The following is a 15931-nucleotide window of genomic DNA, read 5'->3' as shown; positions in this document are numbered from 1 at the left end:
CATGAGCGCGTGCGCCCTCAACTGGACGCGCGCGCCCTCTTGTTGACCCCCGCTTTACCTGCCACCCTGGCGACACCCCCACTTGTGAATTTGTGAATCCGCGCACCGGCGGATTCGTAGGAGGTGTTCAGCCCATGCTCGTCCGCGACGCCATGAGCACGGTGGTGCTCACCATCGGCCCCGCACACACCCTCCGGCAGGCCGCCGCCCTGATGTCCGCACGCCGCGTCGGCGCGGCCCTGGTGCTCGACCCGGACGCCGGTGGCATCGGCATCCTCACCGAACGGGACATCCTCAACTCCGTGGCCCGGGGCGAGAACCCGGAGACCGAACACACCCACGCCCACACCACCAACGACGTCGTCTTCGCCGCCCCCACCTGGACCCTGGAGGAGGCGGCCGCGGCCATGGCACACGGCGGCTTCCGGCACCTCGTCGTCCTGGACCACGAGGAGGCCGTCGGCGTCGTCTCCGTCCGCGACCTCATCCGCTGCTGGGCCCCCGCACGGCAGCCCGCGCCGGCCCTGTGAACACGGACGGGCCGGACTCCCCGAGGGAAGTCCGGCCCGTCCGGTCACGACAAGCGGTCCAGTGCTGGAGTATCAGCCGCGCAGGGCCTGGACCGCGGCCTCCAGCCGCTTGCCGTAGTCTCCGTCGGCCCGGCGGAAGTTGTCGATCGCCCGCTCCACGACGTCGTCGCGGGAGACCTTGGCGATGAAGCCGGCCAGGTTGCCGATCAGGCGTTCCTTCTCGTCCTGCGACATCAGCCGGTAGAGGTTGCCCGCCTGCACGAAGTCGTCGTCCTCAGCGTGGACGGGCGCCGGGTGGTTGCCCGTGCCGCCGGTCACCGCGGTCGCGGACCACAGCGGACGGCCGGTCTGGAACGGTCCGCCGAAGCTGTTCGGCTCGTAGTTCTTCGCCCCGCCGTGGCGGCCGTCGTACAGAAGGCCGTCCCGCGCGTGGGTGCGCGCCACGGTGGCGTGCGGGCGGTTCACCGGCAGGTGGTCGGCGTTGATGCCGACGCGGTAGCGGTGGGCGTCGCCGTAGGCGAAGAGGCGGCCCTGGAGCATCTTGTCCGGCGAGGGGCCGATGCCGGGCACGAAGTGCGCCGGCGAGAAGATCGACTGCTCGACCTCGGCGAAGACGTTCTCCGGGTTGCGGTTGAGCTCCAGCTTGCCGAACTCGATCACCGGGTGGTCCGCGTGCGGCCACACCTTGGTGAGGTCGAACGGGTTGAACCGGTACGTCGCCGCGTCGGCCACCGGCATGATCTGCACGCCCACGGTCCAGGTCGGGTACTCGCCGCGCTCGATGGCCTCGCGCAGGTCCCGCTGGTGGGAGTCGGGGTCCTCGCCGGCGAGCCGGTCGGCCTCGGCCTGGGTGAGGTTCCTGATGCCCTGGTCGGTCTTGAAGTGGTACTTGACCCAGAAGGCCTCGCCGGCCCCGTTGCTCCACTGGTAGGTGTGCGAGCCGAAACCGTCCATGTGGCGGTAGCTCGCCGGGATGCCGCGGTCACCGAACAGCCAGGTCACCTGGTGGGTGCTCTCGGGGCTGAGGCCCCAGAAGTCCCAGACGTTGTCCGCCTCCTGCGAGCCCGTGTACGGGTCGCGCTTCTGGGTGTGGATGAAGTCGGGGAACTTGATGGCGTCCTTGATGAAGAACACCGGGGTGTTGTTGCCGACGAGGTCGTAGTTGCCCTCCTCGGTGTAGAACTTCAGCGCGAACCCGCGCGGGTCGCGCACGGCGTCCGCGGACCCGAGGCTGCCCGCCACGGTCGAGAACCGCAGGAACGTCTCCGTCTGCTTGCCGACCTCGGAGAGGAAAGCCGCCCTGGTGTACGGCGTGACATCGGCGGTCACCGTGAAGGTGCCGTAGGCGCCGGCGCCGCGGGCGTGCACCACGCGCTCCGGGATGCGCTCACGGTTGAAGCGCGCGAGCTTCTCCAGGAGCAGCTGGTCCTGGACGAGGACGGGGCCGCCGACGCCCGCGGTCTCGCTGTTCTGGTTGTCGGCCACCGGCGCGCCGGCCTCCGTCGTGAGCGGCCCCTGCGTCACGTGCGTCTTCTGCGTCATTCCCGACCGTTCCTGTTGCTTGGCCAAAACCAGGATCGATCCTACAATGGATATTGTCTAAATCAAGCATGCCTCCAAAGTCACACCTGTTCGGGACTCGCCTCCCCCTCCTGTTAGGCTGGTGCCATGAGCGACCTTCTGGAACGGCTGCGCGGACGCGGATGGCGAATGACCGCGCAGCGACGCGTCGTGGCCGAGGTCCTCGACGGCGAACACGTCCACCTGACGGCCGACGAGGTCCACGCGCGGGCCGTCGCCAAGCTGCCCGAGATCTCCCGGGCGACCGTCTACAACACGCTCGGTGAGCTGGTCTCCCTCGGCGAGGTGCTCGAGGTCGCCACCGACAAGCGCGCCAAGCGGTACGACCCGAACGCGCACCGGCCGCACCACCACCTGGTCTGCGCCCGGTGCGGCGCGATCCGCGACGTCCACCCGAGCGGCAATCCGCTGGCCGACCTCCCCGACACCGAGCGCTTCGGCTTCACGGTCTCGGGCGTCGAGGTGACGTACCGCGGCGTCTGCCCGAACTGCGCGTCGGCGGCCTCGGTGTCCGCCTGATCCACGCGACACAGAAGCCCCGGCATCCGTCCTGGACGCCGGGGCTTCGCGTTTTCCGACACCGCCTGAATACGGCACCGCCTGAATCCGACACCGTCCGAACATGAGCTAAGGGCCGGAACCCTTTCGGATTCCGGCCCTCGGCCTTCAGTAGCGGGGACAGGATTTGAACCTGCGACCTCTGGGTTATGAGCCCAGCGAGCTACCGAGCTGCTCCACCCCGCGTCGTTGAATGCAACGTTACGTCACGGCGACAGGAAGAAGCAAATCGATTCGCCGCACCCCGCCGTCGCAGGTCAGGGCATGCCGGCCGGGACGGCGGGGCGGGCCGCGGACCTCACGCCGACAGTTCCTCCCGGAGGGCGTCCCGCAGCCGCGCGGCCCGTTCGGCCACCTCGTCCGGCCCGAGCGACACCGCCCGATCCGCCCATCGCTGCCCCTCCGCCAGTTCACCCCGGCGCGCGTAGACGAGGGCGAGCCGCAACGCCGCCCGTCCGTGCCCGGCGTCGGCCGCGCGCGTCCACCACACGGCGGCCTCGGGCTCACTGCCCTCCCGCGCGAGCAGCAGCCCCAGGTTGAAGGCGCCGTTGCGCGACCCGGCCTCCGCGGCCGTCCGGTACCACCGCGCGGCCTGCACCACATCGCCCCGCGCGGCGGCCAGCATCCCGACCCGCACCTGCGCACGTCGGTGCCCCTGGGTCGCCGCCCGCTCGTACCACTCCTCGCATTCGGTCTTCTCGTGCACGATCTCGCCCAGCTCGTGCGCCGGCTGGGGCGGCCGACGGGCGTCGAGCACAGAGGCCAGCCGGTACGCCGCCTCCGCGCTGCCCCCGCCCGCCGCGCACCGCAGATGCCGTTCGGCGGCCTGTTCATCGCCCTCCCGCAGCCGGGCGATGCCGACCTGGAGCGCCGCCTCGGTGTGCCCGGCCGCCGCCGCCCGCTCGTACCAGCGCAGCGCGACCGCGTCCTCGCCGCGGCCGGCGAACAGGATCCCGAGGTTGAAGGCGGCGTCGACGCTGCCCGCCTCCGCGGCCTTGGAGAACCACGGCTCGGCCCCGGACGCGTCCCCGCCCTGGAGCAGCAGGACGGCCAGCGCGTTGGCGGCCTCGCGGTGCCCGGCGTACGCGGCGCGCCGGTACCACTGCTCGGCCTGCGCGGTGCGGCCCTGCTCGGCGCAGAGCAGGGCGAGGTTGTAGGCGCCGTTGTCGTCCCCGGCGTCCATGGCCGCCCGGTACCAGCGTTCGGCGGTCTGGGTCTGGTTGCGCTCGGCGTACAGGGCGCCCAGCGCGTTGGCCGCGTTGCCGTCGCCGTCCTGGGCGGCGCGCAGCCACCACATGGCGGCGTTCTCGGTGTCGCCGGCGTCACGCAGCAGGAAGCCGAGGGCACAGGCCGCCCGGGGCTCGCCGTCCTTGGCGGACGTCAGGTACCAGCGCCCTGCCTCCTTCAGCTCGCCCCGACGCTCCAGGATCGCCCCGAGGTGCAGCGCGGCCCGCCGGTGTCCGCGCGCGGCGGCCTGCCGGTACCACTGCTCGGCCTCCGCCGGCACGGCGGCACCGTGGTCGGCCGCGTCCCAGCGCCCGTCGGCGAGCTGCGGCTCCCTGCGGTCGAGCGCCCGCGCGAGCCGGTACGCCGCCTCCCGGTGCCCGCGTTCGGCGGCGGCCCGCATCCAGCGCTCGGCGCCCGGGCGGTCACCCCGGTGCTCCAGCAGGTCGGCAAGGGCGTAGGCACCCAGGACGTGCCCTTGTTCGGCGGCCTGGCGCAGCCAGTACTCGGCGGCGGGTTCGTCGCCGCGCTCACGGTGGTGACGGCCCAGTGCGTGCGCCGCGGGCGCGGAGCCGGCGACGGCGGCGACCCGCCACCAGCCGGCGGCCTCGTCGGGGTAGCCGCGCTGGTGGAGGAGAACACCGAGGTTGTTGGCGGCGGCACGGTCGCCCCCCGTGGTGGCGGCACGCAGATGGGGTTCGGCTCCGTCGAGATCGCCGCGGCGCAGCAGCAGGGCCCCGAGGACGCTCATCGCCTCGACGTCGCCGGCCTCGGCGGCGAGCCGTCGGCGCGCCTCCTCGACGGCGTCCCCCGTCTCGTCCCGACCCATGTCCGGAGTCTCCTCCGAGGTCTCGTCCGGGGTACCTTCCACACCGGAAGGCTGCACAAATCGCCCTGTCTCGAACAGAGTTGCCTTGTCCCCCATAACGTCCATCGTCGCACCACCTGCAACCCGGTCACACCTGGTATACCGCAGTCCGTGAGGTCACTTCAGCGTTTTGTCGACATGCCCACAGAGAGACAAGTCAAACACAGATGCCTCAACTCCCCACGCCGGCACGGCGGTGCCTCTTGCGAGGACATGCGTTCGCACACCACGAAGGCCCGGATCCTTTTCAGGATCCGGGCCTTCGCCTGGAGTAGCGGGGACAGGATTTGAACCTGCGACCTCTGGGTTATGAGCCCAGCGAGCTACCGAGCTGCTCCACCCCGCGTCGTGTTCCACAACCGTACCACGACGCGGGATGGTTCTTGATCAGCCGCTGGAACTGCCGCTCGGGCTCGGCTCGGGACTGGCGCTGGTGCCCGGCTTGGCGCTCGCGCTCGGCGAGCTGCTCGGACTCGGGCTGCCGTTGGCGTTGTTGTCCGCCGCGGCCTGCGCGTCCTCGGCCCGCTTCAGTGCGGCCTCGAGATCCGCCTGCGCCTTGGCGTACGCCTCCCAGTCGGGCTTCTTGAGGGCCTCCTGGCCCGCGGTGAAGGCCTTCTGGGCGTCCTGCAGCGCCTCCTGGACCGTCGCGTTGCCGGTCGCCGGTGGCGGGGTGGTGGTGCCACCGTCGTCCGCCGGCGGCTTCGGTGTCGCCCCCTCCGTGCCGAAGACCTTGTTGAGGGCCTCGTCGAGGGAGTCCTCGAAGGCGGTGACACCTCCGTAGGACACCAACACCTTGCGCAGCAGCGGGTACTTGAGTCCACCGCCGCGTACGTAGACCGGCTCCACGTACAGCAGTCCTCCGTCGAGCGGCACCGTCAGCAGGTTGCCGTACTCGACCTCCGAGTCACCGCCCTTCAGGAGCCTGATGGACTCGGCGATGTCCTGTTCGGAGTTGAACTGGCTCTGTACCTGTTTGGGTCCGTCGACGGTCGTGCTGGTCGGCAGTTTCAGGACTCTGATCTTGCCGTAGCCGGAGGTGCCGGCCTCGGAGTCGACCGCCATGAACGCGCTGAGGTTGTCCCGGCCGTTGGGCGTGAACGTCGTCGTCAGCGAGAAGGCCTGTGCCTTCTGGTCGGGCATCTTCATGCTCAGGTAGTACGGCGGCACCGCGTCGTTCGACTGGTTGGTCGGGTCGTTGGGCACCTGCCAGACCTCGCTGCCGCTGAGGAACGTCGTCGCGTCCTTCACGTGGTAGCGGGTGAGCAGCTCACGCTGGACCTTGAACAGGTCCTGCGGGTAACGGAGATGGGCCATCAGCGCGGTGGAGATCTCCGACTTCTTCTCCACCGTGCCGGGGAAGGCATTCATCCAGGTCTTCAGGACCGGGTCCTTGGTGTCCCACTGGTAGAGCTTGACCTCGCCGGTGTACGCGTCGACGGTCGCCTTCACCGAGTTGCGGATGTAGTTGACCTGGTTCTGCTGGGCCACCACCGCGCGGTTGTTGTTGGTGGCGGTCAGCGAGTCGGCCGTCGTGTCGCCGAGGGTGGTCCGCGAGGCGTACGGGTAGCCGTTGGTCGTGGTGTACGCGTCGACGATCCACTGCACCCGGTCGCCCACGACCGCCGGGTAGGCGTCGCCGTCGATGGTCAGCCACGGGGCGACCGCTTCGACGCGCTCCTTGGGCGTGCGGTTGTAGAGGATCCTCGAGCCCTCGCCGATCGCACCGGAGTACAGGATCTGCGGCTCGCCGAACGCCACCGCGTACGCCGCCCGGTTGACCGGGCTGGAGAGGTTGACGCCGCTCTTGCCGGTGTAGCTGGTGGTCTTCTCACCCTGGTCGTCGGAGTAGTCGATCTCCTTCTGGGGACCGCCGACGATCGAGTACGTGGTCGTCTTCTCGCCGTAGTAGATCCGCTGCTCGTACTTGCCGAGCACGCCCTCCGACGGCAGGTTGGACTCGGTGAAGGCCGGACGGCCGTCGGCGTCGGCGGTGGTGCCCTTGGCGGCGACCACGCCGTAGCCGTGGGTGTAGCGGAAGTGGTTGTTGATCCAGTTCTGCTTGTCCACGCCCGCGAGGTTCAGCTCGCGCAGACCGATGACCGTGTCCTGGTCCTGGCCGTTCACGCTGTAGCGGTCCACGTCCAGGTTGGTCGGGAAGGCGTAGTACTTCCGGATCTGCTGGAGCTGCTGGAAGGTCGGCGACACGATGTTCGGGTCCAGGACGCGGATGCTCGCCGCGCCGGCCACGTCGTCGCGCAGCGTCGTCTTGTCCTCGGTCTTGCTCGTCCCCGAGTAGTCGGTGACCTGGGTGCCCTCGATGCCGTAGGCCTCGCGCGTCGCCTTGAGGTTCTTCTCGACGTACGGCGCTTCCTTGGCCTGCTCGTTGGGCTGGACCTGGAACTTCTGGACGATGGCCGGGTAGAGGCCGCCGATCAGGATCGCGGAGAGCACCATCAGGCCGAAGCCGATGACGGGCAGCTGCCAGGTGCGCCGCCACAGCGTGGCGAAGAACAGCAGGGCGCAGATGACCGCGATGCAGAACAGGATCGTCTTGGCCGGCAGGTAGGCGTTGGCGTCGACGTAGCGCAGGCCGGTCCAGTTGTCGGTCGCCTTGAAGTCGCTGGACTTCACCGCCAGGCCGTACCGGTCGAGCCAGTACGCGACCGCCTTGAGGGCGACGAAGATGCCCAGCAGCACCGACAGGTGTCCGGTGGCCGCGGCCGTGGCGCGCGCGCCGGGACTGGTGACGCGCAGCCCGCCGTACAGGTAGTGGGTGAGCGCGGCGGCGATCAGGGAGAGGATCGTGGCGGCGAAGCCGAAGCCGAGCAGGAACCGGTACCAGGGCAGGTCGAAGGCGTAGAAGGACACGTCGAGGTGGAACTGCGGGTCCTTCTGCCCGAAGGACACGCCGTTGATCCACATCAGCCAGGTCCGCCACTGCCCCGACGCCGAGGCGCCGGCGATCAGTCCGACGAGGGCGGTGATCCCGAGCAGCAGCCACTTCTTGTAAGGCGCGATGCCCATGCGGTACCGGTCGAGGCTCTGCTGCTCCATCGACATGGCGCTCAGCGGCGGCCGCAGGCGGTGGGCCAGCCAGATGTTGAACCCGACCGCGAGGGCCATCAGCAGACCGAAGACGAAGAAGAGTCCGATCTTGGTCGACAGGGTGGTCGTGAACACGGAGGAGTAGTCCACCGACCGGTACCAGAGCCAGTCCGTCCAGAACCCGGCGAACATGGTGAACGCCATGGCCAGGACGGCAAGCACGCCCAGTGTCATGAGCAGAGTCCGGACCCGCCGGGACGGGCGGCCCACTCTGATCCGTGGCCCGGTCGGGCCTCCGCCGCGGTCCGGCATCTGGAAAGCCAAGGTTCGCACCCCGAAGTTCGCTGTTGATCCGTCAGGTCCGCGTCTTCGTGGACCCTCCGTGGCCCCCTGTGATCGTGGGCCCACACCTATGCAACTTACTCACCGTTTACTCGGTTCCCGATTCCGGCCGGGAACGAGGCAGGATTGTGACCATGTCCAACACTCCCATGGCGGCGAGCCCGCTCACCCGGGCCGTACTCGAGATCGACGAGTACGCCTCCGGCCTCGGCTGGGACCAGCCCGCCCGCCTTTTCGCCCTCGTAGACACCGCACGGCTGCGGACCCAGGAACCCGCGCTCGCCGCCCAGCTCGGTCTGGAGGACGCGCCCGAGACCACCGGTCTCACCCCGATCGAGCAGGACGAAGTGCCAACGGACAAGCCGCTCGACGAGTTCCTCGCGACGATCGCCTGGCCCGACGCCGTAGCCGGCTGCGCGCTGACCGTGGAGCGTCTGATGCTGCCCCCGTCCGCCGAGGCCCAGGTCCCGCAGGGGCTGAGCGGGGCGAAGCTGACGCGGTGGGTGGCCGATCACCCCGACCGCCAGGAGGTGCGGATGACGGTGGCGGTCCTGCGCGACGGCACCCGGGACTCGGCCCTGCGGCTGCGCGAGAAGGACTCGCCGACGGAGGTCCTCACCGGTTCGGAGCTGGTCCCGGGCCTTGCGGAGGCCCTGTCGGCGACGTTCGAGGAATAACCCCCACGGCGTCGCCGCACGGCCCGGCGGCCTCCCGGCGTCGCCTCAGGACTTGCCGGCCGTGCACTTCGGCAGGTCGGCGGTGTCGCCGCTGCGAATGTCCTTCAGGGCACCCAGGGCGTCCTCGATGGTGTTCACCTTGACGAGCGTCAGCCCGCTCGGGGTGTCCTTGGCTGCGGACGCGCAGTTGTCGGCCGGCGTCAGGAAGTACTGGGCGCCCTTGTCGCGGGCGCCGACGGTCTTCAGCTGGATGCCGCCGATCGGGCCGACCTTGCCGTCGTCGTCGATGGTGCCGGTGCCGGCGACGAACTTCCCGCCGGTCAGGCTGCCCGGGGTGAGCTTGTCGTAGATGCCGAGCGCGAACATCAGGCCGGCGCTCGGGCCGCCGACGTCGGCGAGCTTGATGTCGATGGTGAACGGGAACGTGTGGTCGGTGCCGGCGGAGATCCCGACGACGGCCCGCTTCTGCGCGCCGTCGTCGGAGGCCGCCGTCCTGATCGTGACCTTCTGGGTCCTGGTCGCCGTCTTCCGCGCCTTCTCGGCGGCGGCCTGGTCCTTCGCCGGCACGATGGTGAAGACGACGTCCTCGCCGGGCTTGTGCTTGGTCACCAGCTTCGCGACGTCGGAGGGCGCCTTCACCGCCGTACCGTCCACGTCCTTGATCACGTCTCCGGCGTGCAGCCGGCCCTCGGCGGGCGAGCCCTTCACGACGGTGGAGACGATCACCCAGGACTGCACCGGGACGTCGAGCTCCTTCAGGGCGGCGACCTTGGCGCTCTCCTGGGACTGGCTGAACTCCTCGGCGTTCTCCTGGGTGGACTGCTCCTCGGTCTTGCCGTCCGGGTAGAGCGTGTCGTGCGGGACGACCTTGTTGTCGTGCGCGAGCCAGCCGTAGACCGCCTCGACGAGGTTCATCCGGTAGTCGGCGCTGGTCACCCGCACGGTCGTCATGTTGAGGTGACCGTCGGCCGGGTAGGTCTTGCGCCCGGCGATCTGGAGCACCGGCTCGCCGCCGTGCTCTCCGAGCGTGTTCACCGTCGGCCCCGGGGACATCTCCGCGTACGGCACGCGGATGAGTACTCCCGCGCAGAGGAGCGCGATCAGCATCAGGGTGGAGGCGAGCATCGTCGCGGTGCGGCGTGGCATGACTCGACAGTACGGGACGCCTCTGTCGGCGCACTGTCAGGGCCACCGCCCGGGTCACGGACCTCAGGTGCCCGAGTGGGACCTCTCCATGGCCGCGCGGAAGCGGGCGTATCCGTCCAGCTCGGGACCGTCGCCGCGGGCTCTGCGCGTGCGGTTGGCCCAACTGCCCCACAGACCCGCACCGATCGCGGCGACCAGCGGAATCAGCAACCAGGCGAGCGCCCCCATGCCGACCTCCCAACCCCACGTGCGACCGCAGCTGACTGATCAGCAGATTAACCTTCCGCACTGACAACGCTCACGGCAGGGGTGGGGTTACGCAACCGGACGGGCGGCCGGTTCAGCGCTCCCCGACCCGCCCGGCCACCGCCCCTCAACGACGGCGCTACGCACCGACCCGCCCTCCCGCCACCCGACCACCACCCCTCAACGACGGCGCTACGCACCGACCCATTCTTCGGTGCCGTCGGAGAACCTCTGGTGCTTCCAGATGGGCACCTCGTGCTTGAGGTCGTCGATCAGCCTGCGGCAGGCCTCGAAGGCCTCGCCGCGGTGCGGACAGGACACGGCGACGACGACCGCGAGATCGCCGACCCTGAGGTCCCCCACCCGGTGCACGGCGGCGAGCGCCCGCACCGGGTACTCGGCGACGACCTTCTCCGCGATCCGCCGCATCTCCGCCTCGGCGCTGGGATGACTCGAGTAGCCGAGGCTGTCCACGTCGGCACCGCCGTCGTGGTTGCGCACGGTTCCCACGAACAGTGCCGTCCCACCGGCCGCGTCGTCCCCGACGGCCCGGAAGACCTCGTCCAGGGACAGCGCGCCGTCCCGGATCTCGATCAGCTTGACGGGGTCCTGCGCGACCTGCTCACCGGGGTGATCGTTGCTGGGTGCCATGGCTCCATCGTGCCGCACCCCGCAGACAGGGGGGAACAGCGGAATCACCCGGCACGCGCGCGTAGGGCCTGGAGCCTCCTGCAGAGGAGCTTTTTACAGAGGTGTCTCCGCCCGTCCGGTGGGGTCCCTCGCCGGGAGGGTCGGTCGGGTCCGGGAGGGAGACACAGCCCCGGGCCCGGGAGGGAGAAGGAGACGGGGCGCCCCCCTGGAGGGCCGGCCCTCCGACCACCGCTACCGCTACCGCCGCCGCGCCTTGCGTGCCCGGCGCACCACGGCGGCGGCGCCGAGCAGAGCCACGGTCGCCCCCGCGGCCCCCGCGGCCGTCGCGTCCTTCCGGCCCAGTCGCCGCCCGGCCACGGTGTGCCGCCCGGAGACCTCCTCCAGCAGCTCCGCCAGTACCTCCTCGTTGGTCCAACGGGGCCGCCACCCGGCGTCGTGCAGCCGGCTGCCGCTCACCACCCACGGGTACATCGTGTACGCCAGGTCCCCCGCCGGGGACGGTGTGAGTCCGATCCGGTGCAGCCGGGCCGCCGCGCCGAGCGCCACCGTCGACGGCAGCTCCATCCGCCGGATCCCGCTCAGCTCCTCGACCTCCTCCTGCTCCAGCCATCCGTCGCACCCGACGGCGAGTTCCCCGTCGACCTTCTCCAGGACGGCGTACTCCAGGGCCCCGCACAGGTCCTCGACGTGGCAGAACTGCCAGACCGGCCGGGATCCGGCGACGACCAGCAGCCGGGGCGACTCGAAGTACCGGGTCAGCGCGGTGTCCGTGCCGCCCACCAGCACCGCCGGCCGGACCACGGTGACGTTGAGACCGGGATGGGCGCGCGGGGCGCGGCGGGCGAGCCGCTCGATCTCCAGGAGGTCCCCGACGCCGGTCGCCTCCGCCGTGGCCTTCAGTTCCGCGTCCTCCGACAGCGGCAGCTCGTTGTCCGGCAGCGCGCCGTAGACCATCGCGGAGGTGCACAGGACCACGCGGTGCACCCCGGCGGCCGCGGCGGCGGTCAGCACCGTCTGGGTCCCGCGCACGTTGTAGGCCGTTCGGGCGGCGGCTTCGCTCCCCAGGTCGAGATCGAGCGCCAGATGGACGACAACGTCCGCGCCGCGCAACTTCTCGGCGATCGCCGGGTCGCGGACATCGAGGATGTGCCACTGCGCCGCGTCGCACTCGCCCCGCCGCTCGTCGATGGCGATGACCTGCTTGATCTCGTCGGACGCGGCGAGCCGCTCGGTCAGCAGCGCGCCCACCCCGGTCGCGGCGCCGGTCACGGCGACGACGGGGCCGCGCGGCCCGCCCGGGGTCGACGGGTTTCGCGCTGCGCGAACCTGCGGATCTGGGGAACTCACCAGGTGTCTCCAGCGGTTGTTTTCCATACGGGCGCGAGTGACGCGTTCGTACCAGGTGGCATCCATCCTGCCGCAGGCCGCGAGTCGGCGAAGCACCGAGGCCCGATCGAGCCCGGGTGTCTACGCTGGGGGGTGTTGCAGGGCAGCCGCGCCGCCGGACCAGAGCCGGTGGCCTTACCAGCCGAGGAATCCCGTGAGTGACACCCCATTCGGATTCGGCCTTCCGCCGGAGGAGCCGGACGACGGCGACGAGGGCAAGAAGAAGGACCCGCAGGGCGGCGGTGGTCAGGGACCGGCCAACCCGTTCGGCTTCGGCGGGCTGCCCGGCGCCGGAGGCTTCGGCGGCCCGGGCGCGGACAATCCCCTCGCCGCCATGTTCGGCTCGCTGAACCCCAACGACCTGGGCGCGGCGTTCCAGCAGCTGGGCCAGATGCTCTCCTACGAGGGCGGCCCGGTGAACTGGGACATGGCCAAGCAGATCGCCCGCCAGACGGTCTCCCAGGGCACCTCCGACGGCGTCAAGGACGCGAGCGTCGGCCCCGCCGAGCGGACCGCCGTGCAGGAGGCCGTCCGCCTGGCCGACCTGTGGCTGGACGACGCGACCTCACTGCCGTCCGGCGCCGGCACCGCCGTGGCGTGGTCGCGCGCCGAGTGGGTCGAGGCCACCCTGCCCGCGTGGAAGGAGCTGGTCGACCCGGTCGCCGAGCGGGTCGGCGCGGCCATGGGCGATGTCCTGCCCGAGGAGATGCAGGCCATGGCCGGCCCGCTGATCGGCATGATGCGCTCGATGGGCGGCGCCATGTTCGGCTCGCAGATCGGGCAGGCCGTGGGCGTACTGGCGGGCGAGGTCGTCGGTTCGACCGACATCGGCCTGCCGCTCGGTCCGGCCGGCAAGGCCGCGCTGCTGCCGCTGAACATCGAGTCGTTCGGCAAGGACCTGGGCGTCCCGAAGGAGGAGGTGCGGCTCTACCTGGCCCTGCGCGAGGCCGCCCACCAGCGCCTGTTCGCGCACGTGCCGTGGCTGCGCTCGCACCTGTTCGGCGCGGTCGACGGCTACGCGCGCGGGATCAAGGTGGACACGGCGAAGCTGGAGGACGTGGTCGGGCAGTTCGATCCGCAGAATCCCGAGCAGCTGCAGGACGCCCTTCAGCAGGGCATGTTCCAGCCGGAGGACACCCCGGAGCAGAAGGCCGCCCTGGCACGTCTGGAAACGGCTCTGGCACTGGTGGAGGGCTGGGTCGACGCGGTGGTCCACGCGGCCGCCAAGCCCCGCCTGTCGTCCGCGGACGCACTGCGCGAGACCCTGCGCCGCCGTCGTGCCACGGGCGGTCCGGCGGAGCAGACCTTCGCGACGCTGATCGGACTGGAGCTGCGCCCGCGGCGCCTGCGGGACGCGTCCCGGCTGTGGGCCTCGCTGACGGACGCGCGCGGTGTGGACGGCCGTGACGCGCTGTGGGCGCACCCGGACATGCTGCCGACGGCCGCCGACCTGGACGACCCGGACGGCTTCGTGCACCGCGAGCAGATGGACTTCTCCGAGTGGGACAAGATGCTCGGCGAGGCGGCGAGCGGCGGCGCGGGTTCCGGCTCGGGCTCGGGTCCCGGTTCCGGTTCCGGAGAGAAGCCGCACCTGAAGAAGGACGACGACACCGACGAGGGCAAGGGCGACAGCACCGAGTGAGCCTGCACGACGACGCGGTTCTCGCACTGAAGGCGTACGGGGACCAGGACGAGTTGCGCCAGGAGTACCTCGACCACCTGGCAGCGCACCCGGACGCCATGTGGAAGGCCTGCGAGGCAGGGCACCTGACGGCCAGCGCCCTGGTGATCGACCCCGATCGGGGGCAGGTGCTGCTGACCCTGCACAGGAAGTTGCGGATGTGGCTCCAGATGGGCGGCCACTGCGAGCCGCAGGACGCCTCCCTGGCGGCGGCCGCCCTGCGCGAGGCCACCGAGGAGTCCGGCATCCCGGGCCTGACACTGCTGCCGGGCGGCCCGGTCCGGCTGGACCGTCATCCGATCCCGGCCCCGTGCCACTGGCACTTCGACGTCCAGTACGCGGCCCTGGCCCCGCCCGGCGCCACCCAGGCCATCAGCGACGAGTCCCTCGACCTGCGCTGGTTCCCCTACGAGGCGGTCGCGGAGGTGGCGGACGAGTCGGTCGTCCGCCTGCTGGAGGCGGCACGGACGCGTCTGTGAGGCGGTACGCGTAAGGGGCGGCCGGCCAGGCGGTCGCCCCTTACGTCTGCTTTCCGGACGGTCAGCTCCAGGCGTTGCCCTGGTTCTGCGTCCGCGCCCCTTGCTGGCCCATGCCGTACTGCGCGGCGAGGCCGGAGCCGATCTGGGCGTTCTGGGGCGGCAGCAGTTCACTCGGCTGGACGAGCGCGAAGCCGGTTCCCATGAAGCTCAGCTCCCAGCCCTCACCGGTGTTGCCGCGACGCCGCCACACCCCGGAGGAGTGCGTCTGCGCCTGCATCTGCACCCGCAGCCCGGTGGACCATGCGACGATCGCGTCGGCGTCGCAGTTGACGTACTTGTCGGGCGTGACCTGCAGCATCAGGGGCGCGCCCGAGGTCATCAGGGCGACCCGGCCACGGCCGGTGATGTTGAGCTGGTACTTCCCGGAGCCGGAGATGCCGTAGAGGCTGTCGACGGCGATGACCTCGTGGTGCAGCGCGGAGTCCATGGCGAGGACGTAACTGCTGTCGACGGTCAGTCCCTCGTGGTCGACCTCCACGACGTGGATGTGCTGGGCGAGGTTGGCGAGGTAGACGATGCCCTGCCCGTGGCAGCGCATCAGGTCCAGGCCCTCGCCGGTCCGCGCACGCGCGCGTGACTGGCTGTTGCTCTGGAACTCGGCGTCGAACTCCACGAGGCCCTGGTAGGCGACCATCGTGCCCTTGCGGGCGAGGACGTCGTCGTGGCCCTCCAGGGCGACGCGGAGCATCTGCTTGTTCTGCAGGCTCCAGCGTTCCTGGGTCTGCTGGTCGTTGTAGGCGAAAAGCGGGCTCTGCATGGTGACTCTGGCTCCCCCTCAGCCCCGGACCCGAAGGCGGTCGGTGCTGTCCTCGCTGGGCTGGACGACGACGATGCCCTCTCCGGAGAAGGCCATCTGGTAGGCCTCGCCGCTGCCCCGGCCGATCAGCGACTGTGCCTTGAAGCTGCGCTTGCCCTTGACCTTCAGGTTCGGGGACCAGGCGACGAGCGCGTCCGGGTCGACGTAGGTCTCGTTCTCGCCGCCGCCGCAGTCGACGACGATCGGCTTGCCCCGGGAGGTCAGCGCGACCCATCCCTGACCGGAGATCTTGGTGTTCCACAAGCCCTGTCCGGCGAACTTCGCCATCCCCTTGACCCGCTCGACTCCCCAGGTGAGGTGGGCGTCGAAGGCGAGCAGGTTGGTGGCGTTGACGGAGATGCCGTCGCCGTTGAGGTTGATCACGACGACGTTCGCGCCGTAGTCGGCGAGGTAGAGCAGGCCGTCGCCGGAGCACTTCATCAGGGGCGCGCCCTCGCCGGTCATCCAGTCGCGCGCGATCTGGCGCACGGCCGGCGGGTTGGGCTCGTACTGGATGAAGCCCTCGTAGGCGACCATCGAGCCCACGCGCGCGAGGAGGTCGCTCCCGGTCTGGAGGGCCACCTTCAGCATGTGGTTGCCGTGGTTCTCCATGCGGGCGGTGACGGGTGCGGGGGCGTAGCCCGCGAGCGGCTGGTTCATG

Annotated in this window: 14 protein-coding genes and 2 tRNA genes; 5 read left to right on the top strand and 11 right to left on the bottom strand. The window is 70.6% G+C overall.

From position 1 onward, the window contains the following. The first annotated feature begins 134 nt into the window (after window positions 1–134). A complete protein-coding gene (locus ACIP5W_RS02510; RefSeq protein WP_401465494.1) occupies window positions 135–530 on the top strand; it encodes a cyclic nucleotide-binding/CBS domain-containing protein in 396 nt (131 codons plus the stop codon). A gap of 72 nt (window positions 531–602) precedes the next feature. Here ACIP5W_RS02510 and ACIP5W_RS02505 read toward each other — a convergent pair whose 3' ends face one another. Continuing rightward, complete coding sequence (locus ACIP5W_RS02505) at window positions 603–2054, bottom strand: catalase (RefSeq protein ID WP_401465678.1); 1452 nt, start codon at window positions 2052–2054, stop codon at window positions 603–605. Between the two features lie 144 nt (window positions 2055–2198). Here ACIP5W_RS02505 and ACIP5W_RS02500 point away from each other — a divergent pair, with 144 nt between their 5' ends. Continuing rightward, the gene (locus tag ACIP5W_RS02500; protein WP_401465491.1) at window positions 2199–2630 is read left to right on the top strand and encodes a Fur family transcriptional regulator; all 432 of its coding nucleotides are present in this window, start codon (window positions 2199–2201) and stop codon (window positions 2628–2630) included. Window positions 2631–2781: 151 nt separating this feature from the next. On the opposite strand, the gene ACIP5W_RS02495 is transcribed toward ACIP5W_RS02500, so the two are convergent. The 4 genes from ACIP5W_RS02495 to ACIP5W_RS02480 all read right to left on the bottom strand — a co-directional run bounded on the left by ACIP5W_RS02495 (window position 2782) and on the right by ACIP5W_RS02480 (window position 8118). Next, window positions 2782–2855 (bottom strand) — tRNA-Met (locus ACIP5W_RS02495). 112 nt (window positions 2856–2967) lie between these two features. Beyond that, window positions 2968–4827 carry a tetratricopeptide repeat protein gene (locus ACIP5W_RS02490; RefSeq protein ID WP_401465488.1) on the bottom strand — a complete coding sequence of 620 codons (1860 nt, stop codon included), beginning with the start codon at window positions 4825–4827 and terminating at the stop codon, window positions 2968–2970. A 206-nt stretch (window positions 4828–5033) separates the two neighbouring features. Continuing rightward, a tRNA-Met gene (locus tag ACIP5W_RS02485) sits at window positions 5034–5107 on the bottom strand. Between the two features lie 41 nt (window positions 5108–5148). Next, entirely contained in the window at window positions 5149–8118 is a 2970-nt protein-coding gene (locus ACIP5W_RS02480; protein ID WP_401465676.1) for a UPF0182 family protein, read from the bottom strand. A 164-nt stretch (window positions 8119–8282) separates the two neighbouring features. Here ACIP5W_RS02480 and ACIP5W_RS02475 point away from each other — a divergent pair, with 164 nt between their 5' ends. After that, window positions 8283–8825, top strand: a complete 543-nt coding sequence (locus tag ACIP5W_RS02475; RefSeq protein WP_401465486.1) for a PPA1309 family protein — start codon at window positions 8283–8285, stop codon at window positions 8823–8825. A 45-nt stretch (window positions 8826–8870) separates the two neighbouring features. On the opposite strand, the gene ACIP5W_RS02470 is transcribed toward ACIP5W_RS02475, so the two are convergent. The 4 genes from ACIP5W_RS02470 to ACIP5W_RS02455 all read right to left on the bottom strand — a co-directional run bounded on the left by ACIP5W_RS02470 (window position 8871) and on the right by ACIP5W_RS02455 (window position 12215). Beyond that, window positions 8871–9971 (bottom strand): PDZ domain-containing protein, encoded by a 1101-nt coding sequence (locus ACIP5W_RS02470; protein ID WP_401465483.1) that lies wholly within the window; start codon window positions 9969–9971, stop codon window positions 8871–8873. A 63-nt stretch (window positions 9972–10034) separates the two neighbouring features. Continuing rightward, window positions 10035–10199, bottom strand: a complete 165-nt coding sequence (locus tag ACIP5W_RS02465) for a hypothetical protein (protein WP_363092863.1) — start codon at window positions 10197–10199, stop codon at window positions 10035–10037. Between the two features lie 210 nt (window positions 10200–10409). Continuing rightward, the gene (locus tag ACIP5W_RS02460) at window positions 10410–10868 is read right to left on the bottom strand and encodes a molybdenum cofactor biosynthesis protein MoaE (protein WP_401465480.1); all 459 of its coding nucleotides are present in this window, start codon (window positions 10866–10868) and stop codon (window positions 10410–10412) included. 237 nt (window positions 10869–11105) lie between these two features. Continuing rightward, on the bottom strand, window positions 11106–12215 hold the full coding sequence (locus ACIP5W_RS02455; protein ID WP_401465477.1) for an SDR family oxidoreductase: 1110 nt from the start codon (window positions 12213–12215) through the stop codon (window positions 11106–11108). 193 nt (window positions 12216–12408) lie between these two features. Between ACIP5W_RS02455 and ACIP5W_RS02450 the strand changes: the two genes are divergently transcribed. Together ACIP5W_RS02450 and ACIP5W_RS02445 are read left to right on the top strand one after the other, a co-directional pair. After that, window positions 12409–13896, top strand: coding sequence for a zinc-dependent metalloprotease (locus ACIP5W_RS02450; RefSeq protein WP_401465474.1), 1488 nt, complete (start codon window positions 12409–12411; stop codon window positions 13894–13896). After that, window positions 13893–14414 carry an NUDIX hydrolase gene (locus ACIP5W_RS02445; RefSeq protein WP_401465471.1) on the top strand — a complete coding sequence of 174 codons (522 nt, stop codon included), beginning with the start codon at window positions 13893–13895 and terminating at the stop codon, window positions 14412–14414. The genes ACIP5W_RS02450 and ACIP5W_RS02445 overlap by 4 nt, the downstream gene beginning before the upstream one ends. A 61-nt stretch (window positions 14415–14475) precedes the next feature. On the opposite strand, the gene ACIP5W_RS02440 is transcribed toward ACIP5W_RS02445, so the two are convergent. Next, entirely contained in the window at window positions 14476–15231 is a 756-nt protein-coding gene (locus tag ACIP5W_RS02440; protein WP_401465468.1) for an AIM24 family protein, read from the bottom strand. An 18-nt stretch (window positions 15232–15249) separates the two neighbouring features. Then, window positions 15250–15930 carry an AIM24 family protein gene (locus ACIP5W_RS02435; RefSeq protein WP_401465465.1) on the bottom strand — a complete coding sequence of 227 codons (681 nt, stop codon included), beginning with the start codon at window positions 15928–15930 and terminating at the stop codon, window positions 15250–15252. Window position 15931 lies beyond the last annotated feature (1 nt).

The organism is Streptomyces sp. NPDC088766 (assembly GCF_044750845.1).
Classification (GTDB): Bacteria; Actinomycetota; Actinomycetes; order Streptomycetales; family Streptomycetaceae; genus Streptomyces.
The sequence above is the reverse complement of the archived record's forward strand: the minus strand, read 5'-3'. Positions and strand labels throughout refer to the sequence as shown.